The following is a 22335-nucleotide window of genomic DNA, read 5'->3' as shown; positions in this document are numbered from 1 at the left end:
GAACCTCATTTTTCGTGTCCAATTTTAATCCCATAAATAACGGAATACACGTTTTACTTTTGACATCATACGGTCATCATTTTGATTATTATTGTTTTGATTACGAGTTTTTTGTTTTGCAGGTTGCTGTTGTACCGGCGTTGGTGCTGGTGCTGGTACTGGTTCAAAATGTTCTTGTTTTTCCTGCACATTTTTTCCACGTAATTTAGCTTTTTGATAAGAATGTTTAATTAATCCTACTCCACTTGTATATTGGGGCTCACGCACACCAATATAATCAGGAGTCGCTATACGAACATTTTCATGTAAAATATCATATGCAAGATCAAGAACACCCGGCATAGAAGCAATTCCACCAGTTAGTACATAACCAGAAGCTACTTGCTTTACTCCTAACTTACGCACTTCATCTTGAACAAACATTAAAATTTCCTCTACACGAGCCTCTATTATATCCGATAATTCCAACTGAGAATATTGTTCTGTTTGATCGCTTCCCATAATAGGAACCGTAAACATCTCTTCTTCAGATGCTGTATCATAAAAAGCATGTCCATATTTCAACTTAATTTGATCTGCATTTTCTGTTGAAGTTTTCAACCCAATCGCAATATCCTTCGTTATATGTTCTCCACCTAACGGTAATACGCTCGTTGCTTGTAACTCTCCATCTTTAAAAATAGATAAAGTTGTAGATCCTCCCCCCATATCAACAAGGGCTACTCCTCTATGTTTTTCATCTGAAGATATAGCAACTGTTGCAGCCGCTAAAGGTTGAAGACAAATATCAACTATTTCAAGACCTGCTTTTTCTACACAACGAAGTAGGTTATGTAGTAAAGTTCTCGAGCCTGTTATAAGTGTACCTTCCATTTCTAATCTTACACCGATCATCCCGCGTGGATCGTTAATCTCGTCAAGACCGTCTACGATGAACTGTCGAGGTACCACATCAATAAACTCACGTTCTGGAGCAATTGACACAACTTGTGCTGCATCTAGAACGCGTAAGACATCTTCATTCCCGATTTCACGATCTTCATTTGAAACAGCGACTACTCCATGACAAGGAAGTAGCTGTACCTGGTTTGCATTGACACCTACTACAACTTGCTCAATGTGGATTCCCACCATGCGCTCAGCTTGTTCAATTGCTTTTTTAATTGATCGAACAGTCTCGTCTATATCAACTATCGATCCCTTCTTTAAACCATTTGATTTTACATTTCCAACACCAATAATGTTTAAGCTGTCATTAACCATTTCACCAATGATGACTTTAACATTGGATGTACCGATGTCAAGACTAACATATATTTCATTGCTGTTCATTCTTTGGCACCTCCTTCTTTATTTATACCATACAACTCAATATATGGAACAACAATCGCAACTTTACTATTTATAAGAAAAATATTCAACGTCTTTATACGTTTCCCTTTTTTAACCCTATATTTTTCTTATTTTTATTTAACATTCATTTAAGAATATCGCAGTAAACTGTGAATAACTGCTTATCTTGAAATAATTCTATTTCAAGTGTAAAGATTACCGCCAAGTATAAGTCTACACTAAGATGTACTCATAGAAAAGTGAAACTTGTACCAATCCTAGTATGAATCTAAGAATTTTTACATCTTTTTCATCAAATGAACCATTCTTGTAAATTCAGATGCATCAAGTAGAACGTTCGTTTCGTTTTTTCTACAATAACGTAGTGAAAACTATCTTTCTATTCTTTTTTTTCTTCCGCTCCTAATTCTTTCGTATACGCTCCTACTTCTAAGTCAATTAATACCTTTTTCCCCGGCTCAATTGTTTTTAAGATAAGCGGATAAGCTTCCATACGCTTTGCGAAATTTTGAATCGTAGTGCTCACTTCGTACCCTTCATTCATATATAAAGTAAGATGATCTTCATTCGCATTCGTTGGTGAATAACGAATTTCAGAAATAGACCTTAAAATAGTTGGTGTTAATTTTTCAAGCTCGGCAATTAACTCCTTCATTTTCTCTTCTTTAAAAGGTTCAAAAATTGGCGCTGCAACAGGGAGTTTTCCGTTCGGAAGTACATCGAGTGTTTTCCCGTTCTCTAATAACGGTTGTAATTTCCCATCTTTGTTTATATAACCAATCGTTAAATATTCTTCGATATGAACATCAATTTTATTTGGAAAACGTTTTTTTACATTTACCGCTTTAATTTCTTTTCGTTTCGTTAGGTTTTCTTCTGCTTTATGTGCTGTCACTCGGAAATAACTTGTATCATACGTCACACCTGATTCCTTCATCACTTGTTCATCTGTCATATAATGATTTCCAAACACACTTATCTTTTTGATATTGCTTAGTGGAGACCGAAAGTAAATTAAAAAGAGCACTAATAAAAATAAAATTGATATGTATAAAATCAACCGATGATTAACATTTTTCTTGTTTTTCTTCTGTTGATTTTTTAACTTTGGTACACGATCCTGTAGTTTAATCACTTTACTATTTTTCATGTACGATCCCCCTACGTAACATAAAGAACGGCATGTTCCTCATGCCGTTCTTATCTTCTTATTATAACATAAATGATAATGAGCGGAACGAATAACCGTTATCTTCCAATGATTTCTACTTCTGTATGCATTTCTACACCAAATTTATCCTTGATTGTTTGTTTTATGAATGCAATTAAAGATAAGACATCTTGCGCACTGGCTCCCCCAGTATTAATAATAAAATTCCCATGCATTTCAGAAATTTGAGCTCCGCCTATTTGATAACCACGAAGCCCTGCCCTTTCTATTAAGTTTCCTGCAAAGTATGGGATTGGATTCCGAAATATACTTCCTGCACAAGGATGATTCCACGGTTGTGTTTCACGACGATAATCTTTATTCTTTTGCATGACGCTTACGATTCCCTCACGCTCTCCTACCTGCAAGTGAAACTCAGCTTCCAAAACAATACCAGGATGTTTCGTTTGCAATACAGACGTACGATAGGAAAACTCCATTTCTTCATGCGTTAACCAATTAATTGTTCCGTTTTCAAACAAAATAAGAGCTTTTGATAATATGTTTGATATATCCGATTGATGTGCTCCTGCATTCATATACACTGCACCACCAACACTTCCTGGAATACCACTGGCAAATTCCAGACCGGATAATCCTTGACGACTAAGTAAAGTTGATAATTTAATAAGGGGATACCCACCACCAACTCTTACTCTATGTTTTTCGACTTCTAAGTGGTCTAATCCTTCTCCTAAACGAATAACGACACCTTCTATACCTAGGTCAGATACAAGAAGGTTCGAACCGCGACCAATTACAGTCCACTTTGTTTTATATTTTTTTACTAACTGCAACGTTTTTTCAATACCGGCAACATGCTTTGGCACAATTAAAATATCAGCTGGTCCACCTATTTTCATAGTGGTATAACGCGCTAACGCCTCATTCACTAACACGCGACCAACATTTGCTTCTATAAGCTCATTTACTAATTGCTCCATAAACAATCTCCCCCATACTAAGTATCCTTATTACAGTAGTATGCAGGGCTTTCACCTAACGTTATTTTTTTACAAGCTTATTCATTACTTCATACAGCTTATTTGCTGCATCTGGAATACCTAATTGTTCAGCAGCCAACTTCATATTTTGTAATGTTTGTGCATCTAATAAAATCTCATCAATATCACGAATAAGCGTTTCTGCTGTTAAATCTTTTTCAAGCAACATTTTTGCTGCTCCTTTATCGACAACAGAACGTGCATTCTTTTCCTGATGGTTATTTGTTACGTAAGGACTCGGAATTAACACACTTGGCTTACCTAACGCGGTTAATTCTGCAAGTGTTGTTGCTCCCGCTCTTGAAACAACAAGATCTACACCTGTAAGTACCTCTGGCATATTATGAATGAAAGGTTTAATAATAACATTATTCGGGTTCCCTTTTTGCTTCACAGCTTCCATCACTTTATCATAATGAACTTCACCGGTTACATACAATATTTCGTAACTTTTATTTCCAAATTGTTCAATTGCCTCTACGAAAGCATCGTTAATCGGTCTAGCCCCACGACTTCCACCAAAAATAAGTACGGACTTTTTAGGAAGAGATAAACCTACGGAACGTTTTCCTTTCATTCCATTCTGATCCATTACTTCTGATGCTCGTGGATTTCCTGTCATTACCACTTTTGACTGTGGAAAATGTTCTGCAGCCGCTTCAAAACAAACTGCAACTTTATCAACATAGCGGCTTAAAAATTTATTCGTTACACCAGGTACACTATTTTGTTCATGTACAATAGTTGGAATACCTAATTTTGCCGCAGCATATACAACTGGTCCACATACATATCCACCCGTTCCAATCACAATATCCGGATTAAAACGACGAATATATCGTTTACTATCTTGTACACCTTTTAGGAAACGCATCACCGTTTTCACATTATCTAATGATATTTTACGCTTAAATCCACTTATAACAATAGATTGAAACGGTATACCTGCTTTTGGCACGATTGTGCTCTCTAATCCACTCTCCGTACCAATATATAAAAACCTTGCTTCCGGATTTAATTTTTTTATTTCTCTTATTAAAGCAAGAGCCGGATAAATATGACCTCCAGTGCCCCCACCACTTACTAATACACGCACTACTAACTCCTCCGCTTCTCTTTTCTAATTTCAGTCGTATTTATTTTTATATACATCATGTTTCTTCGCACACATACGAAAAACCCTGTCTTATAAAACAGGGTTTAGTAGCGAGAATGGCGACTTATATTTAACAATACACCTACTGCCATTAACATTAATGTCAAACTTGATCCACCATAACTTAAAAACGGCAAAGTAATACCCGTAACAGGCATCAATCCTGTTACAACACCAACATTAATCATTACTTGAATCGCAATCATCGCCACAATACCTACTGCTAAAAACGTACCATATAAATCTGGCGCTCCTAAAGCTATACGAATCCCACGCCATAATAACAGACTAAATAATAATAACACAAATGAACCACCAATAAAACCTAATTCCTCAGATAAGATTGCAAATATAAAGTCTGTTTGTGGTTCAGGTAAATAAAGAAACTTTTGTCTACTTTGTCCAAGTCCGAGCCCGAATAATCCACCAGGTCCAATTGCGAGTAACGATTGAATAATTTGAAATCCACTTCCAAGCGGATCTGACCACGGATCTAAATATGATGTAATACGTTTCATTCGATACGGTGCTGATGCAATTAGCCCTACAAATCCTGCTACACCAAGCAAACCAAACATTGCAAAGTGAAAGACTCTTGCTCCCGAGACAAATATCATAATGATACATGTCCCAACCATTACCGTTCCTGTACCAAGATCTGGCTGTAACATAATCATTCCAAAAGCAAGAAATACAAAACCTAGTGCTGGTAGTAAACCACGTTTAAACGAGGTAATTAATTTTTGTCGTTCCGCTAAAAATTTCGCTAAAAAAATAATCATCGCAAACTTCATAAATTCTGACGGTTGAATGGAAAATGCCCCGATTCCAATCCAACTTCGCGCTCCTCCTCGAACAAGTCCTACTCCAGGAATAAGAACAAGAATAAGAAGAATGAAGCAAACTAGCAAAATTACTTTTGAATACGTACGCCACACCCAATAATCAATTTTCATAATAAAAAACATAGCCACTACACCTAGACTTGCAAATAGCAATTGCCTTTTTGCAAAAAAGAATGAGTCCCCCATTTTATAAGAGGCCCAAACCGCACTCGCACTATACACCATAATCATTCCGATTGTTAACAACGCAAGTGTAACGATGATGAGAATAAAATCAGGCGTTTTCTTCATTACCCATAAACACCACCTCTTTAGGCAGAAACTTTTGCCCTATGTAACAAAACATCAGTAGGTGTTAGCCTACTGATGTTTTGATTTACTTTATATAAGTTTATGCACAGCTTGTATAAAAATGTCTCCTCTTTCTTCAAATGTTTTAAATTGATCCCAGCTTGCACATGCTGGAGAAAGAAGAATTACATCACCATCTGTAGAATGAGCATAAGCTTTCACTACAGCTTCATCTAAAGTATCGACACTTTCAATTGTATCTAATCCCGCTTTTTCTGCAGCTCTTACTAATTTTGGAGCTGTTTGTCCAAATGTCACAATTGCTTTTACATTTTTGAAATACGGAATTAAATCATCGAATTCATTTCCACGATCAAGCCCACCTGCTAATAACACAATCGGTTGTGTAAACGCAGATAAAGCTTTCTCAGTCGCTAACATATTCGTTGCTTTTGAGTCATTATAAACCTTACGATTGTTAATAGTTGTTACATATTCTAAACGATGTTTTACACCTGTAAAACGTTTTAACACCCCCGTAATCGCTTCATTAGAAACACCCAATAATTTCGCGATACTCATCGCTGCTAAGATATTTTCTAAATTATGTTGACCAGGTAAAACGATATCAACTACTTCAACAACTTTTTCACCTTTAAAATAAAGAGCATTCTCTTTTATACACGCACCATCTTCAATTTCTTTCGTTGTCGAGAATAGTAATTTTTGCCCTTTACTATAAGCAGATAAAGCCATCACATCTGCATCATCTGCATTTATTACACTATAATCATTTTCTGTTTGGTTTTTAAAAATATTTGCTTTTGCTAAACCATATTCCTTCTTCGTCCCGTGATAATCTAAGTGGGCCTCGAATAAATTTAAAAACGCAGCAATTTTAGGTTGGAACAATTCTACTCCCATCAGTTGGAACGATGAAAGTTCTGTAACTACAACTTCATTTTCTTTTGCATCCTGTGCTACTTCACACGCTACAGTTCCTATGTTCCCTGCAATTATAGGATGCTTTTGTCCTTCTTTTAGCATTTCAAATGCAAGCATTGTCGTCGTCGTTTTACCGTTAGACCCCGTAATCCCAACAAATGGCGCTTCTGAAATACGATATGCTAATTCAACTTCCGTAACAACCGGAATTTGCTTTTCTTTCGCAGCAACTAATATTGGATTAGAATACGGGATTCCTGGATTTTTTACAACAAGAGAAATATTTCTCTCTAACAATTCTAAAGGATGACCACCGCATACAACGTCCATTCCTTTTGCTTGTAATTCTGCAGCAAGTACATTATCCGCTAAAGGCTTTCCGTCATTTACAATAACATTTGCCCCTAATTTTTGTAACAGCGTAGCAGCTGCATAACCACTTTTTGCAATGCCTAATACAAGAATATTTTTATTTTGAAATTCAGTTACAGTTTTCAATTACATCCACACCCCGATATAAATTCCTAACACAGCTAATAAAAATCCTACAGACCAAAACGTCACAACAACACGCCACTCTGACCAACCACATAATTCATAATGATGGTGTAATGGACTCATTTTAAAGACACGTTTTCCTGTTGTTTTAAACGAAATGACCTGAATAATAACAGATAAAGTTTCCATTACGAATACTCCACCAATGATTACAAGTAGTAATTCTTGTTTTAATAAAATCGCTACAGCTGCAATGGCTCCACCTAAAGCTAAAGAACCTGTATCTCCCATAAACACTTTCGCTGGATTTGCATTGAATACTAAAAATCCAAGTACAGCTCCTACAACTGCCATACAGAATATCGCTACTCCAAATTGCTCTTGTGCGACTGCAATAATACTAAACGCTCCAAATGCAATAGCAGCTGTTCCTGATAATAAACCATCTAAACCGTCAGTTAAGTTAACTGCATTTGATCCACCAATAAGCATAAATAATACAAGTACAAAATACGCCCAACCTAGTTCAAACTTAACATCTGTTCCCGGAATCATGATGTATGTGTGGAACGCTTGCCCTTTTCCAATTAAAAAGAACGCAATAGCAATAACAAGCTGACCTACTAATTTTTGTTTTGATGTTAAACCAAGATTTCTCTTCTTAACTACCTTTATGTAGTCATCTAAAAATCCAATTAATCCGTAGCCAAATGTCACTAATAACAATAAAGAAACCTCTGCACCTAAATGATTAAATTTAATTGCCATAATAAGTGAAGTTACCATCATAGATACATATATGACAATACCACCCATTGTTGGTGTCCCTGATTTTTTTTGATGTGACTTTGGTCCCTCATCACGAATACTCTGTCCGAACTTTAATTTCCTTAAAAATGGAATAAACAATGGCGAAAGGGCAACAGAAATTAAGAATGCTACCCCAGCCGTTACTAATAAACCTTGCTCAAGCACATGTAGTCCTCCTCTCACGTTGTTACTCTTCGTTGTTTAAACGCTCTGTAATTGCTTCTTTAGCGACTTCACGATCGTCAAAATGATGAACGTCTTTACCAATAATTTGATACGTTTCATGACCCTTACCAGCAATAATGATAATATCTTCAGCTTTCGCGTTAGCAATTGCATGGTATATCGCTTCTTTTCTATCAATGATTACTTCATAATTATTCCCATTTGCACCCTGCACCATATCATCTAAAATAGCCCCTGGCTCTTCACTTCTTGGGTTATCTGAAGTGTAAATTGCATGAGTTGCATATTCTGTTGCAACACTTGCCATGATTGGTCTCTTTGTTCGATCTCTATCTCCGCCACAACCGACGATACAATATACATTGCCTTTTGCAAACTGTTTTGCTGTTTTTAATACATTCTCTAAGCTATCTGGTGTATGTGCATAATCAACAATAACTGTATAATTTTGTCCACCATCAACTACTTCAAAACGTCCTGGAACTCCAGCTAGTTGCTTTATCACATCAATAACCGTTTCTAAACTTACACCAGAAACAAGTCCTGCCGCTGTTGCCGCTAGTACGTTATATACATTAAATTTCCCAATCAATTTCATCGTAACATTTACACTTTCATACGGTGTTACAAGCGTAAATGTAGTTCCACCACTCGTCATAACGATATCTTTGGCCATAATATCACTTGTTGTATCAATTCCATATGTTACAACAGTTGCCGCAGTACTTCTCATATATTCCGCAGTTACAGCATCATCGTTATTCAATACCGCGTACTTTTCACGATTATGATTATAACTATTGCCAAGTTGTGCAAATAGCAACCCTTTTGCATGTTTATATTCGTCCATCGTTTTGTGATAGTCTAAATGATCCTGTGTTAAATTTGTAAATACTGCTACATCGTAATCACATCCGTGTACACGACCAAGATCTAAAGCATGTGACGAAACTTCCATTACTGTACTATCTACACCGTGCTCAACCATTTTTGAAAATGTATGTTGAAGTGTTAGTGCATCTGGTGTTGTATTTTTCACCTCAAATGTTTCATCACCGATTTTCATATTAATTGTTCCAATTAACCCCGTTTTATGACCATGTGCGCGCATAATCTCATCCATAATATGCGATGTTGTTGTCTTTCCATTTGTACCTGTAATTCCGATTAAATGTAACTTGTGTGTTGGTTGACCATAAAAATAATCAGCTAAAACCGCTAACGAACGAAAAGTGTTTTTCACAAGTACAACTGGAACGTCAACATCAATTGGTCTTTCCGCAACAATAGCAGCCGCTCCTTGTGCCGCTGCTTGCTTAGCAAAATCATGGCTATCAACCGTATATCCTTTCATACATACAAATAAGCTTCCCTCTTTCACTTTACGTGAATCAGCTTCTATAGATGTGATTTCTGGATTTTCTTTTGGAACAACTGGAAAATCATGCAAACATGATAAAAGTGTATGCAACTTCATTTCACTAAACCCTCTCTACATTGTGTATTTATCTCTTTTTTTAATAAGCAACACGTTACCTCCTAAGTATGTAAAATAGGAGGTAAGTGCTAATGTGTCTAATAAATAGACTTATTTATAATTGAAACTCTTACGGTCTCAAATTAAGTAACTCTTCTATAAAGAACTCACTTCCACCAATTGTACCATAAAACGTACTAGGTTACCTTTAATTCCCGAAGTAAATTCTAATTTTTGAGCCTTCTTTCACTTTAGCTCCTGCTTCTGGGGATTGTTTAATTACTTTCTCTCCGTCTCCACTTATATCAAGCTTCAAATCGACGAGTTGTGTCTGTAAGTCTTTCTTTTTCATACCAACTAAATTCGGAACTTCCACAGTTGGTGTATCGCCCCATTTGTATTCCCTCTCAACTTGTTCTTTTCTCGGTTTCACTCCCATAACAGGAAGTGCATCCCGAAGAATATTCCCAACAATTGGAGCTGCTACTACTCCACCAAATTGCGTTACACCTTTCGGATTATCAACAGCAACATAGACAACAATTTCCGGATCATCTGCTGGAGCAAAACCGATAAAAGATACTATATAATTATTCTCTAAATATTTACCATCTTTCACCTTTTGGGCCGTACCTGTTTTTCCACCTACACGATACCCATCAATGAAAGCACCTTTACCAGATCCCTTCGCTACAACATTCTCTAATGCATACCGAACTTTTTCTGAAGTTTCCTTGGAAATAACTTTTCTTTTTTCCACAGGTGTCTTTTTACTTACAACTTGATTATTTTTCGGATCAATAAATTCCTTAGCTATATACGGTTGATACAATGTCCCACCATTTACAGCCGCTGCTACTGCTGCTACTTGTTGAATTGGTGTTACAGAAACTCCTTGACCAAATGAAGTAGTTGCTTGCTCGACCGGACCAACTTTATCTAAATTAAATAAAATCCCACTACCTTCACCTTGCAAATCAATTCCCGTTTTCTGTCCAAAGCCGAAATTACGAATGTATTTAAACAATCGGTCTTTGCCAAGACGATCACCAAGTTCAATAAATCCTGGGTTACAAGAGTTTTGAACTACTTCTAAAAACGTTTGGCTACCATGGCCTCCTGCTTTCCAGCATTTCAATCTAGCTCCACCCACTTCAGCTGCTCCATCATCATAAAACGTATCTTTCTCTAAGTCTACTAGATTTTCATTTAAGGCTGCTGCTAACGTAATGATCTTAAATGTTGAACCAGGCTCATACGTACTCCATACTGGTAAATTTCTATTATACACTTCTGGAGAAACACTTTGAAAATCTGCTGGATCAAAGCTCGGCCGACTCGACATACCTAAAATTTCACCATTTTTTGGATTCATTGCAATCGCAATCATACCATCTGGGTTATAAGTCGACTCTGCAATATTCATTTCTCTTTCCATAATTCTATTAATACGTGCATCAATTGTTAAACCTAAATTCAAACCAGCTTCTGGTTTTTTGAAATCATCGCCAACATTAGGCATCCTTTGTCCTTTTGCATCTGCAAAGAAACGCACATGACCTTCATCACCATTTAGCTCTTTATCATAATATTTTTCTAGTCCCATAAGACCTTGGTTATCACTACCTGCAAACCCTAATACATGTGATAAAAAGTTTCCAAATGGATAGTACCGGATAGAGTCTTCTGCGATATAAACACCTTTCAAACTTAATCCTCGTACCTCTTTCGCTTTATCATGTGATATTTTCCTTCCGCCTTTATCTAACCTTACAATTGATTCTTTTTTCGTAATCCTCTTATAAATCTCATCTTTTTCCACACCTAATACTGCAGCTAACTTCTCTGCAGTCTCTGCTGGTTTTTCAATTTGCCTCGGTACAACAAAGACAGTTGGAGCACTTTTATTCGTAGCAAGTTCCACACCATTTCGGTCTAAAATTTTCCCACGTTCAGGTTCAAAAGTAATATTACGACTCCATGAATCTTTCGCACGATCCGTTAACATATTGCCAAGAAAAAATTGCACATATCCAAGACGAATATCGATGATAGTGAAAATAAGTATACCTGATATGAGTATAAAAATAAGTCGTTTTCTAACCGTTACATTTGATACACGCATATTGGAACAAGCCTCCCTTACGCCTAGCTTGTTCCAATATATGCTTGTACTTATTTAATTAGAACTTCTTCTCTTTTACTATTACGGTTTTTCTGCTTCTTGTTGTGGTTCAAGTGGCGGTACAAGTGTTACACCTAACTCTGTACCAGGTTGCAACAATGTTCCTTCTGCCACACTTTGTTCAGTTACGTATCCGGTACCAGTAGGTTTTAGGTTAAGCTTTAATGTTTTCGCTAAATTCATAACATCACGCAGTGCCCAGCCCTGTATATTTGGCATTGTAGGTTTATCTCCTACTAAGAAGACTCGGTCACCCTTCAATGTTTGTTCAGTCGCTTTCGGTACTTGTTGCTGTACTTTCCCTTCACCTAATACGATTGGACGAAGTTTTGCTTTATCAATAGCTTTTTTCGCTTCTTCCATCGTTTTTCCGGTTACATCTGGAACAGCTGTTTGCTGCTCTTTCACATATTTCTTCGGATCTTTCACTTCATTAGGCTTAATCTTTAAATACTCTAAACTATTCTTCGTTACATATTTAAAAATATCAGCTAAAGGTTGTGCGCCACTCTCATCATCTTTCAATTTCGGTTGTTTAACAGCTACATATACAACAAGTTGCGGATCATCCATAGGTGCCATACCTAAGAACGAGAATATATAATTCTCTCTTCCTGTCATATAGCCACCTTTTCCATCCGGAATTTGCGCTGTTCCTGTTTTACCACCAACTGAATAACCATCGACTTTATAAGCCGTTCCTGTTCCTTTCGGCGATGTAACAACACGTTCTAATAACTGTCTTACTTGCGCTGCTGTTTCTTTTGTAACAGGTTTTCCCACTTCTTCTGGCTTATGTTCTAATTTTACTTCGCCTGTTATTGGATTTACAATTTTATCAACTGTATAAGGTTTCATCATTTTCCCATCATTTGCAATAGCAGTTGCAGCTTGTACAAGCTGAATTGGTGTTACAGTAGAACCTTGTCCAAAAGCTGTTGTTACTTGCTGTATTTGCTGATCGAATACAATTGTATTTGAACCTTCACCAGGTAAATCAATATTCGTTTTTTCATCTAATCCAAAACTATGAATATATTTTCGGAATCGTTCTGGGCCAAGTTTTTGGTCCCCTAAAATTGCAAACGCTACGTTGGAAGAGCGCTCTACCCCTTCATCGAATGTGATAGATCCCCATCCAGCGCCGCCGTTATGATCTTTTATTTTTCGGTTTCCGACTTGATATGTACCAGACTGATAATAATCTTGCCCTTTATACACACCTTCATTAATAGCTGCCGCTAGCGTGAAAATTTTCATTGTTGATCCAGGTTCAAATGCATTTGCAATTGCGTCATTGAAAAAATATTTAATTTGACGACTATTTGGATCATAACTAGGTTTACTAGACATTCCTAATATTTTCCCTGTTTTTGGATCCGCAACAATTCCTATTAAGCTTTCTGGTTCATAATGCTTACTCGCAACTTTCATCGCATCTTCTAAATAACTTTGAATACGTTGATCTATCGTTAAATACGCGTTATCACCGTTTTTAGGTGCCTCTACATTCACTTTCCCGCCGTCAAGAGACACACCTTTACGATCGCCCGTATAAGCTACTTTTCCGTTAGAAGCACTTAAATACTTATCTAAACTTTTTTCTAAACCAAATTGTCCTACCGAAGTTCCCTCATCATTCGGTTTAGCATGACCAATAACATAAGATGCAAAATCACCATTCGGATACACTCTTGCATTTTCAGTAATAAAGGATATGCCTGGCAATTTCAATGCTTCTATTTGTTCCTTCTGTTCTTTCGTCAAATCTTTACCTAGCGTTCCAAATTCGACTTGGCTTCTATCTTTTTTATTTAAAGTAGCTAAAATCTTATCTGCATCTTTTCCGAGCACTTCCGCAATTTTCTTTGCCGTATCCTCTTTATTCTCAACCTGATTCGCACCTTTTAATTCCGCTACAAGTTTATACGAGTTTGCGTCTTGCGCTAACACATGACCATTTTGGTCATAAATCGTTCCTCGATTTGCTTCGAGAACTCCTGTTTTACTATGTTTTTGCTGAGCGAGTTTGTCCAAATCCTGATTATGCACTGTTCCTGTTGCTTGTATGTAAAAAAATCGGCCTAATAATAGCAAAAAGAGCAGGAGGAATAAAATCATAAAATACCCTGCTCCCTTATTGGTATGAAATTTAGTCATATTTCTCTTCATTTTCCCTTCACACCTATTGCCTTATTTTAGGCCCTTCACATTATTCGCATTAATTTCTAGCCCGTGTTTTTTTGCAACTTCAGCGATTCGTTCATAGCGACTTAACTTCTCTACTTCAGCCTGTAATTCTTGATTTTCTTTTTGCTGCTGTACAATTTTTTGTTCTATCGTCGCTGCTTCTACATTAACTTGATAAAGGCCTGCTTTATTTCCAATAAACGCTACACAGGCATACAATAAAAAGCCAATAAATGCTACATACAACAGTTTTTCGATTCTTGTAATCTTCGCTTTAGCTTTTGGCTGAACCTTATGCTGTGGGGGCGTTTGAATCTGTACCTCTTCTTGCGCTTGTTGTTTGTACTTTACAGCTAAGTTACTCATACCTCTCTCCCCTTTTTATCGTTTTTCAGCGATTCTCAATTTCGCAGAACGCGCTCGATTATTTTCTTCTAACTCTATATCAGAAGGTAAAATCGGTTTTCTTGTAATAAGCTTTAATTTCGGCTTAAATTCATCAGGAATAATTGGTAATCCTGGTGGCAATTGTGGCGTTGTACTATTTCGCTTAAACGTCGTTTTACAAATACGGTCTTCTAAAGAATGGAATGTGATAACACTAACCCTTCCACCTGGCTTGACCATCTCAATTGCAGATTCCAACGCTTCTTCAAATACTTTCAATTCATCATTTACAGCAATACGGATCGCTTGGAACACTCGCTTCGCAGGATGTCCACCCGTTCTACGAGCAGGAGCTGGAATACCCTCTTTAATTAGTTCTACTAATTCTCCTGTCGTTTCAATAGCTTTATTCTCACGATACGCTTCAATTTTCCTTGCTATTTGTTTTGAAAATTTCTCTTCACCATACTGGAAGAAAATTCTTACAAGTTGTTCATATGACCAGCTATTTACAACATCATATGCTGTTAATGGGGCATCTTGATCCATTCGCATATCTAACGGTGCATCATGATGATAACTAAAGCCACGCTCTGGTGTATCTAATTGCGGGGATGAAACACCTAAATCAAATAAAATACCGTCTACTTCTGTTATGCCTAATTCCTGTAGTTTTTCAGATAAATAACGGAAATTGCTTTTTACTGTTATGAACTGCTCACCGTATGAAGAGAATTTTTCTTTCGCATTTTGAATCGCTATCTCATCTTGATCAAACGCGATTAACTTTCCGCCTTCAGTTAATTGGGACAATAAATAAGAACTATGTCCTCCTCCCCCCAGTGTACAATCTACATATGTACCACCTGGCTTTATATCTAAGCCGTCTACTGTTTCCTTTAAAAGCACTGTTACGTGTTTAAACATTGTTGCACCTACTCTTTTTCCAATTAATTATGTTGAATGCATCTCCTCCCCTAAACGTACATTTCACGATTAGAGAACGAAATACTATGAAAGAACGACTCATTTAACTTGCCTACAAAGGCAACATACTATACAAATCGCTAATTTCTTTTATTATATACTAAATTTTATCATCTTTTGCGGGAATTTAAATAAAAAACTGTCGAAAAAGATAATAATACGTTTACATTTTGTGCTATTTTGTCATATATTTAAGTATCCTGCATAATTACGATATCTACAGTTTTTAAATTAATAATTCAGAAAAATTTCACTTCACAGTAAATTCAACAGAACAAAAATAAAATCCTGCTCCTAAGAGCAAGATTCTATAGTTTTATAACATGATGTTTTCCGTCCCAAGAAAACGTGTTTTCCATTACACGATCAACAAAATCCAAACCGAATTGATTTAAATAGTAACATACATTCCACACACGCTCTTGCGGCGCCCCTAATGGACGAAGTGCAAATTGTATGCGCCGGAATTTATTTAGCTGCACTTCATGTTTTTTCTCAACATTTCTTTTCAACATTCTTTCCAACAGTTCAATTTGTTCATTAATTTTGAATTCATTTTTCCCCGCAAACGCACTTAATCCAGGATCTATTTTCTTCACAAACTGTTGTAATGACGTATGGATATCAATTATTTCTTTTTTCGCCTCTACAAATCGATCATCTATCGATTCCTCTATTTGATTAGATAACCAGTTTTCACGCAGCGTATCTACTTTATTTAAAAACGGGTCACTCTCTTGCAATTGTAAATCGTGTACATCTGTCGCTATATCCCTCTCTATATAAGTGATTGTAATACGCGGAACGACAGGTGGCATTCGGAAACCGATAGTATGGAAGACTTGTTGTAATTCACTCCAGTAAGCTAATTCCCCTGGCCCTCCAATAAACGCCAGTGTAGGAAATAGATACTCTTGCATAAGAGGGCGCGTCACAACATTATTACTAAATCGTTCCGGGCTTCTCTCCATCTCTTCCATCAATTCCTCATACGAAAAGGAATACGCACCATCCTTCCCAACAAACTTCCCTTGATCATCTTCAAGTAATACTCGCTCATTATCAATTTCCATGAATATATGCACTGCATTATACTTTGTTTCAATAATCGGTTTATATCCTAATTCTTTAATTATTTCCTGTTGGTTATGAAGTCCCTCTTGCACTTCTTTATACTTACCTATAATTTGTTTGAAAAACGGCACTTCTAATTTTCTTAATTCAGGATGATGCGAATCGACAAGAATTAAACCAGAATTCACGAACATTTTCATAATAAGATGGCCAAAGAAATCTACATACGTATTCGATTTCCCCAAAGAATCATCAATAAATTGCAGTACATCCTTTGTAAAATTCGTTTCAGGGTATGTTTTGAAAATTTCTTCAATCCACTGTCTACAGTCTTCCAAAGAAAGCTCAGACTCTGAAGCACTCGCCTTTTTCGGATTACGATCATGAAAAATAGTCTTTTTTATTTTTTTATTCTTCGTTACAAAAGTATGATTAATTTCATCCATATCATGATCTTCACCAGCAATCCAGAAAACAGGAACAACTTTAACACCTAAACTTTCTTCCTTTTCCCTCGCAAGCTGTAAAACTGAAATGATTTTATGAATCGTATAAAGTGGTCCAGTTAATAACCCAGCTTGTTGTCCAGCTATAACAACATATGTATTTTCATCTCCAAGCGCTTTTACATTTTGAATCGTAGCTTCTCCCGCTTGTAATTTTGTATTATATTCTAATAAATGCGCTACTAAATCTTGGCGGAAAAACTCCCTCTCACGCAAATCATGTACACGCTGTTTAAAAGCATCTTCTGTTAACATATAGTCAAAACACGACTGTATCTCTTTTTTACCGTTCATATAGTCCGCTACAACACCTTGTTGCGGAACAGAGATTTCTTTTATCTCCATATAATTCTTCCTTTCGTATCCTGTTCTCTCACCAATCCACATTGTAGTCAATGTTGCACGTAAAAGCAAAGAATTACACTTATTCTTTTACTTCTAATCCTTTTATTGCATCGAACAAAAATTGAAGTGTCGGAACGGATCGTTGCTGTTTCTTAGCTTCCTCTAATACATATCCAACAATCGCACCAATTTCCGTTTGTCTATTCGCCCTTACATCTGCCAGCATAGATGATGTATTATGAGACGTTCTTTCGCATACGCGGCGTACCATTTCCCATACCGTTTCTTTTTCTTCTTTAACGAGAAAAACGACTTCCTGAAATACTTGCTCCATCAATCGATAAAAAAACGGGTTCGTAATCAACTCTCCGTTCTGGACTTGTAATAATGCTGTCAATGGATTGATACATACATTGACTACTAATTTTTTGTGCATGACATCCTTCCAATCATCTTCTATTTGAATCGGAAAATGAGGAAAAGGAAAGCAATTTAATATTTTTTCAAAATGTATAGACTGGCCGTGCACGATTCCAAACTTCGTTACACCTATCCCCGTATGATAAACAGTATGCCTTTCTTCTTTTTTCGCACCATGCTCTACAATCCCAACTGCAATATTTTCATTCCCAATTTTCTGCATAGCATGAAGATGCGACATTCCGTTTTGCAAAAAGATTAATGAGGATTCCCCTCGTACAAAAGGCAGTATGTCAGTTATATGATATTGCTTAACAGCAATAAATATATAGTCTAGCTTCTGGTCTAGCATACTTTCTATTGGCAAAACAGGTGGAAATACCGTTTCGCGTTTTCTCTCCCTCATACAAGTTACACCCGTTATATTCAATTCATCAGCCTGTTTAGCTGTCCTTGTAAACAACGTAACATCTTGATTACTTTTTTGTAAATAAAATGCGTATAACAGACCGATAGCTCCTGGTCCCACAACTCCGATTTTCATTTTCACTCAAGGAACTCATATAAATACGATACACAAGTCCCTTTTCCCTCCCCTTTTTATCCCGCAAACACCTGATTGGTACGGAATCATAATTAACTACAGGTGAACAAATCCCACCGATTACAGTTTCACTTTATCTTTCTCAATTCCATGAATACAGTTTACAATTTCATTTCTCTTTGACAAACAAATGCAACCTCTTCTTTCAATATGTATATACTACCTATTAATATGCTTCTACTCTTAGTTTAGCAAATCCTCAAAAAAATAATAAAAGAAATATACTATCATCTTCATAAAATTAAAAAAATGAGTTATAATATTATTATAAATATTTTTACTTTTCTGCATTCAACGAGACAAGAAAAGGATGTGATGTTATGGGATTCCCAAAAGTTGAGCGTTTGCTCATCAATTATAAAACATTAGACGAATTTAAAAAATTTAAAGGTTGCGGAGCTCAAGAACTATCCATGTTAGAAGAATTACAGGCAAACATTATTGAAAACGATAGTGAATCTCCATTTTACGGTATTTATTATGGCGGATCATTAATTGCACGTATGAGTCTATATATGAAAAGAAACGGCGGGGAACCATTCGAAATTACAGGTACTTACCTAGAACTCTATAAACTTGAAGTGTTACCAACTTTCCAAAAACAAGGATTCGGAGAAATGCTTGTAAATTATGCGAAGGGGCTACAGTTCCCAATTAAAACGATCGCACGTATCCATTCAGCTGGTTTTTGGGATAAATTAAATTTCCAGCCTGTATCAGTACCTGATGGTGATTTTTATGTTTGGAACCCAGAAACAAATTTGAATACGGTTACAAATGAAGAGTCTGCATAAGAAATAAAAAAAAACAGCTACATAGCAGCTGTTTTTTTATTTCTTTAACTTTTCTAATTTCCCATTCGAACGAGCGCTATTTCTTTCTGCTACCATTACACTTCTTTTTTGATCGATATAATCAAGCAATGTTCTATATTCTTCCTCATATACTGATAATCGCTCCAAAAGACTCTCTCTCTCTGTTTGTAACGATTCAATTTGCTGTTGCAACACCATTAAGGAGTTTTCATCTTTATAATTTTGCAAGAAATCAATAACATCATTCAACGTAATTGACGTGGGCTCTAATACCTTCGTCTCTTTCACTTCATAATTTTCTACTTTACGTAGTTGCTTTGCTTCTTCGATACGTTCTTTGTATTGCTTTCTAACGTAAGAATTCCATCTAAAGCCACATGCTGCTGGTGTACGAGATAAATGTCTTCCCACTTCTTTAAAGGCAGATAATTGCGTTCCACCTTCTTGAATATGCCGGAGTACTACTTCTGCCAGAAGCAAATCTTCATCATCAGTCCAAGCATCTTGTCTTGTTGTCGCCATTTCTCTAGTCCTCCCTATGCATTTTTTATTAAACATATGCAGTTACTAGAAAAGATAGAATACAACAAATGAAGAATAAGACAAAAAAAAAAATAAACGCAGAAGATATCTTCTACGTTTATTTCCCGCAATTACTTGCTGATTACTTCTTTACCTTTGTAAGTACCGCATGCTTTACATACACGGTGAGCTAATTTCGCTTCACCACAGCTTGGGCACTCTACCATACCAGGTACTGATAATTTGAAATGCGTACGACGCTTTCTTTTTACTGTTTTAGAAGTTCTTCTAAAAGGTACAGCCATTCTTCCCACCTCCTTAAAAGAAATAGTTATTTTCATATGAAGGCCTAAACCAGTCTTCCGATTATTTGTCAAAAAACTTTGCAAGTCCTGCTAATCGTGGATCAACAGTCTTTTCTTTGTTTTCTTCCGAAATCACTTGCCAGTCTTGACCTTGCATCGGTGCTCCACCAGAAACATCATCACTGAAAATTTGCATTGGAATCTCCAAAAGTATATTTTCCTTGATTACGGGCAGTAAGTCAAGTACTTCTCCTTCTAAACAATGAATTTCAGCTTCAGTTTCAAATTCTTCTTGTGAAGTTTGGAACACCTCAGTTGTTTTAATGTCAAATGGTAATGTCACATCTACTAAAGAGCGAGAACATGGTAAAACCATGCTTCCAGTTATATGTAGATGGAACGTAAACTTACCGGAGCCAAAATCAACTCTTCCTGTTACATGAACAGGATTAATTTCACGAATATCTTTCTCGACCTCTTGTAGCTCACTTACATCTACCATCTCATCCAATGTCAATCCTTTATTTCTCAATTTATTCAATTGATGGATGGACCATTTCATATCCTATCACCTCAAGGCAACAAACAAAATTATAGCTAGCCATTTTATATTTGTCAATGTTTTTTCTTTACACTATAATGAAGTCATCATAGTAAATATTATATAGAGTATCACGTTTTTCAAAAAGATGCTACATCGAAAGGAGAGATTACCATAAAAGCCAGTGGTATTGTTGTTGAATATAACCCTTTTCATAACGGTCATGATTATCATGTGCAACAAACAAAAAAGTTAACACACTCTGATATTACAATCGCCGTTATGAGTGGCCCTTTTTTACAGCGTGGTGAGCCCGCACTCCTATCCAAATGGTATCGCACCAAAATGGCCTTATCATGCGGCGTAGACCTTGTTGTAGAGCTTCCGTATGCCTTTTCAACACAAAAGGCTGAAACCTTTGCAAATGGCGCTATTTCCATTTTAAACGCCCTACACGTTTCTGAAATTTGTTTTGGTAGCGAAGATGGACAAATCGAAAATTTTTATAACACCATTTCTGTGCAAAAAAAGGAAGAAGAGACTTTCAATCGTCTTGTAAAGCAATTCATGAATGCAGGTAATAGTTACGCAAAAGCTACATCTGAAGCTTTCCTACACATTTTATCTTCTGAAAAAAACATAGACATGTCACAACCGAATAACATATTAGGATTCCAATACATGAAATCAATTTGCTTACAAAATAGTTCTATGCAAGCACAAACGATAAAAAGATTCGCATCTCATTATCATGATGAAACATTTAGCGATCAACATATTGCAAGCGCAACTAGTATTCGCAAACAACTTTTTAGCGACAATAGTTCTTTTACAGAAATTGAGCCTTTTATCCCAAAAGCGACCGCTTCTCTTTTAGCCAGTTACAAACAAAACTACGGGATTTTACATAATTGGGAACAGTACTTTTCATTTTTTAAATACAAACTCATGACGATGTCTTCAGAGGACTTACGACATATATATGAAATAGAGGAAGGTTTAGAGCATCGTATTTTATCAAAAATACAAACCAGTTCCTCCTTCCATTCATTCATGGAAGCATTAAAAACGAAGCGTTATACATGGACTAGATTACAAAGAGCTTGTACACACATTTTAACAAATACAACAAAAGAAGAAATACATAGAGCAAATATAGAGCAGCATGCACCGTACATTCGTCTACTAGGCATGTCACAAAAAGGACAAACTTACCTTTCAAAAAACAAGAAAAAAATAGAACTTCCCATCCTTACCCATACAAAAACATTTGATCATCCTACTTTACGTATAGAGCGAAAAGCCAATTCTGTATATTACTCCATCATGCAAGAACCATTACGAACACAACTACTAAAACAAGATGCAACACACCATCCAATTCGTTATGATGAAACAACTGCAAAATTTCTATAAAAAAACCTCTCTTTTTCAGAGAGGTTTATTTTTTCTCGCCCATTTTTTCCAAATACATTAATGCATCATCCAGCGTATCCACTGGCACAACTTTCATTTTTGTTTTAATATCTTTCGCAGCCTCAAGTGCATCTTTGTAATTCGATTTCTCCGCATCTTTTTCATTTGGCGCAAAGAACACTTCAGCACCAGCATCACTTGCAGCTACCACTTTTTGCTGAATACCACCAATCGGGCCAATTTCTCCCTTTTCATTAATCGTC

Annotated in this window: 20 protein-coding genes; 2 read left to right on the top strand and 18 right to left on the bottom strand. The window is 36.3% G+C overall.

What is annotated here, in order from left to right; all coding sequences use genetic code 11:
- Window positions 1-24: 24 nt before the first annotated feature.
- The 14 genes from ftsA to panE all read right to left on the bottom strand — a co-directional run bounded on the left by ftsA (window position 25) and on the right by panE (window position 18419).
- Window positions 25-1332 (bottom strand): cell division protein FtsA, encoded by a 1308-nt coding sequence (gene ftsA / locus MR113_RS07450; RefSeq protein WP_242252998.1) that lies wholly within the window; start codon window positions 1330-1332, stop codon window positions 25-27.
- A gap of 400 nt (window positions 1333-1732) precedes the next feature.
- Complete coding sequence (gene divIB, locus MR113_RS07445; protein WP_000798232.1) at window positions 1733-2503, bottom strand: cell division protein DivIB; 771 nt, start codon at window positions 2501-2503, stop codon at window positions 1733-1735.
- Between the two features lie 98 nt (window positions 2504-2601).
- Window positions 2602-3507 carry a UDP-N-acetylmuramate dehydrogenase gene (gene murB / locus MR113_RS07440; protein ID WP_242252996.1) on the bottom strand — a complete coding sequence of 302 codons (906 nt, stop codon included), beginning with the start codon at window positions 3505-3507 and terminating at the stop codon, window positions 2602-2604.
- A 61-nt stretch (window positions 3508-3568) separates the two neighbouring features.
- Window positions 3569-4663 carry an undecaprenyldiphospho-muramoylpentapeptide beta-N-acetylglucosaminyltransferase gene (gene murG / locus MR113_RS07435; RefSeq protein WP_001265423.1) on the bottom strand — a complete coding sequence of 365 codons (1095 nt, stop codon included), beginning with the start codon at window positions 4661-4663 and terminating at the stop codon, window positions 3569-3571.
- A gap of 104 nt (window positions 4664-4767) precedes the next feature.
- Window positions 4768-5859 (bottom strand): stage V sporulation protein E, encoded by a 1092-nt coding sequence (gene spoVE, locus MR113_RS07430; RefSeq protein ID WP_000753515.1) that lies wholly within the window; start codon window positions 5857-5859, stop codon window positions 4768-4770.
- 90 nt (window positions 5860-5949) lie between these two features.
- Window positions 5950-7302 carry a UDP-N-acetylmuramoyl-L-alanine--D-glutamate ligase gene (gene murD, locus MR113_RS07425; RefSeq protein ID WP_242252994.1) on the bottom strand — a complete coding sequence of 451 codons (1353 nt, stop codon included), beginning with the start codon at window positions 7300-7302 and terminating at the stop codon, window positions 5950-5952.
- Window positions 7303-8277, bottom strand: coding sequence for a phospho-N-acetylmuramoyl-pentapeptide-transferase (gene mraY / locus MR113_RS07420; RefSeq protein WP_000893058.1), 975 nt, complete (start codon window positions 8275-8277; stop codon window positions 7303-7305).
- A 22-nt stretch (window positions 8278-8299) separates the two neighbouring features.
- The gene (gene murE / locus MR113_RS07415; RefSeq protein WP_242252992.1) at window positions 8300-9775 is read right to left on the bottom strand and encodes a UDP-N-acetylmuramoyl-L-alanyl-D-glutamate--2,6-diaminopimelate ligase; all 1476 of its coding nucleotides are present in this window, start codon (window positions 9773-9775) and stop codon (window positions 8300-8302) included.
- Between the two features lie 208 nt (window positions 9776-9983).
- Window positions 9984-11900, bottom strand: coding sequence for a stage V sporulation protein D (locus tag MR113_RS07410; RefSeq protein ID WP_242252990.1), 1917 nt, complete (start codon window positions 11898-11900; stop codon window positions 9984-9986).
- 81 nt (window positions 11901-11981) lie between these two features.
- Window positions 11982-14132 (bottom strand): penicillin-binding protein, encoded by a 2151-nt coding sequence (locus MR113_RS07405; protein WP_472927133.1) that lies wholly within the window; start codon window positions 14130-14132, stop codon window positions 11982-11984.
- Between the two features lie 21 nt (window positions 14133-14153).
- Entirely contained in the window at window positions 14154-14516 is a 363-nt protein-coding gene (gene ftsL, locus MR113_RS07400) for a cell division protein FtsL (protein WP_242252988.1), read from the bottom strand.
- 15 nt (window positions 14517-14531) lie between these two features.
- The gene (gene rsmH / locus MR113_RS07395) at window positions 14532-15464 is read right to left on the bottom strand and encodes a 16S rRNA (cytosine(1402)-N(4))-methyltransferase RsmH (protein ID WP_242252978.1); all 933 of its coding nucleotides are present in this window, start codon (window positions 15462-15464) and stop codon (window positions 14532-14534) included.
- Between the two features lie 368 nt (window positions 15465-15832).
- Window positions 15833-17449 (bottom strand): bacillithiol biosynthesis cysteine-adding enzyme BshC, encoded by a 1617-nt coding sequence (gene bshC, locus MR113_RS07390; RefSeq protein WP_242252970.1) that lies wholly within the window; start codon window positions 17447-17449, stop codon window positions 15833-15835.
- Window positions 17450-17528: 79 nt separating this feature from the next.
- A complete protein-coding gene (panE, locus tag MR113_RS07385; protein WP_242252960.1) occupies window positions 17529-18419 on the bottom strand; it encodes a 2-dehydropantoate 2-reductase in 891 nt (296 codons plus the stop codon).
- A gap of 374 nt (window positions 18420-18793) precedes the next feature.
- On the opposite strand from panE, the gene MR113_RS07380 reads away from it, so the two are divergent.
- On the top strand, window positions 18794-19267 hold the full coding sequence (locus MR113_RS07380) for an N-acetyltransferase (protein WP_000506704.1): 474 nt from the start codon (window positions 18794-18796) through the stop codon (window positions 19265-19267).
- A gap of 36 nt (window positions 19268-19303) precedes the next feature.
- Here the strand turns inward: MR113_RS07380 and MR113_RS07375 are convergent, their stop codons facing one another.
- The 3 genes from MR113_RS07375 to MR113_RS07365 form a co-directional block, all read right to left on the bottom strand.
- Entirely contained in the window at window positions 19304-19810 is a 507-nt protein-coding gene (locus MR113_RS07375; RefSeq protein ID WP_061678254.1) for an RsfA family transcriptional regulator, read from the bottom strand.
- 131 nt (window positions 19811-19941) lie between these two features.
- Window positions 19942-20115: a 50S ribosomal protein L32 gene (gene rpmF / locus MR113_RS07370; protein WP_001984764.1), complete on the bottom strand. Its 174-nt coding sequence runs from the start codon at window positions 20113-20115 to the stop codon at window positions 19942-19944.
- A 61-nt stretch (window positions 20116-20176) separates the two neighbouring features.
- Complete coding sequence (locus MR113_RS07365; protein WP_061678255.1) at window positions 20177-20677, bottom strand: YceD family protein; 501 nt, start codon at window positions 20675-20677, stop codon at window positions 20177-20179.
- A 153-nt stretch (window positions 20678-20830) separates the two neighbouring features.
- On the opposite strand from MR113_RS07365, the gene MR113_RS07360 reads away from it, so the two are divergent.
- Entirely contained in the window at window positions 20831-22072 is a 1242-nt protein-coding gene (locus MR113_RS07360; protein WP_270729191.1) for a nucleotidyltransferase, read from the top strand.
- A 25-nt stretch (window positions 22073-22097) separates the two neighbouring features.
- Here MR113_RS07360 and MR113_RS07355 read toward each other — a convergent pair.
- The coding region (locus MR113_RS07355; protein ID WP_313895077.1) for a S16 family serine protease at window positions 22098-22335 on the bottom strand (238 nt) is incomplete at its 5' end.

Source organism: Bacillus cereus group sp. BfR-BA-01379 (assembly GCF_022663605.1).
Classification (GTDB): Bacteria; Bacillota; Bacilli; order Bacillales; family Bacillaceae_G; genus Bacillus_A; species Bacillus_A mobilis.
The sequence above is the reverse complement of the archived record's forward strand: the minus strand, read 5'-3'. Positions and strand labels throughout refer to the sequence as shown.

Bases quoted from the DNA above. Each gene is read 5' to 3' on its own strand.
- MR113_RS07375 (WP_061678254.1), bottom strand. From the start codon at position 19,810: ATGGCGACAACAAGACAAGATGCTTGGACTGATGATGAAGATTTGCTT.
- MR113_RS07410 (WP_242252990.1), bottom strand. From the start codon at position 11,900: ATGCGTGTATCAAATGTAACGGTTAGAAAACGACTTATTTTTATACTC.
- rsmH (WP_242252978.1), bottom strand. From the start codon at position 15,464: ATGTTTAAACACGTAACAGTGCTTTTAAAGGAAACAGTAGACGGCTTA.
- MR113_RS07380 (WP_000506704.1), top strand. From the start codon at position 18,794: ATGGGATTCCCAAAAGTTGAGCGTTTGCTCATCAATTATAAAACATTA.
- divIB (WP_000798232.1), bottom strand. From the start codon at position 2,503: ATGAAAAATAGTAAAGTGATTAAACTACAGGATCGTGTACCAAAGTTA.
- rpmF (WP_001984764.1), bottom strand. From the start codon at position 20,115: ATGGCTGTACCTTTTAGAAGAACTTCTAAAACAGTAAAAAGAAAGCGT.
- murE (WP_242252992.1), bottom strand. From the start codon at position 9,775: ATGAAGTTGCATACACTTTTATCATGTTTGCATGATTTTCCAGTTGTT.
- MR113_RS07365 (WP_061678255.1), bottom strand. From the start codon at position 20,677: ATGAAATGGTCCATCCATCAATTGAATAAATTGAGAAATAAAGGATTG.
- ftsL (WP_242252988.1), bottom strand. From the start codon at position 14,516: ATGAGTAACTTAGCTGTAAAGTACAAACAACAAGCGCAAGAAGAGGTA.
- spoVE (WP_000753515.1), bottom strand. From the start codon at position 5,859: ATGAAGAAAACGCCTGATTTTATTCTCATCATCGTTACACTTGCGTTG.
- ftsA (WP_242252998.1), bottom strand. From the start codon at position 1,332: ATGAACAGCAATGAAATATATGTTAGTCTTGACATCGGTACATCCAAT.
- bshC (WP_242252970.1), bottom strand. From the start codon at position 17,449: ATGGAGATAAAAGAAATCTCTGTTCCGCAACAAGGTGTTGTAGCGGAC.
- murB (WP_242252996.1), bottom strand. From the start codon at position 3,507: ATGGAGCAATTAGTAAATGAGCTTATAGAAGCAAATGTTGGTCGCGTG.
- MR113_RS07405 (WP_472927133.1), bottom strand. From the start codon at position 14,132: ATGAAGAGAAATATGACTAAATTTCATACCAATAAGGGAGCAGGGTAT.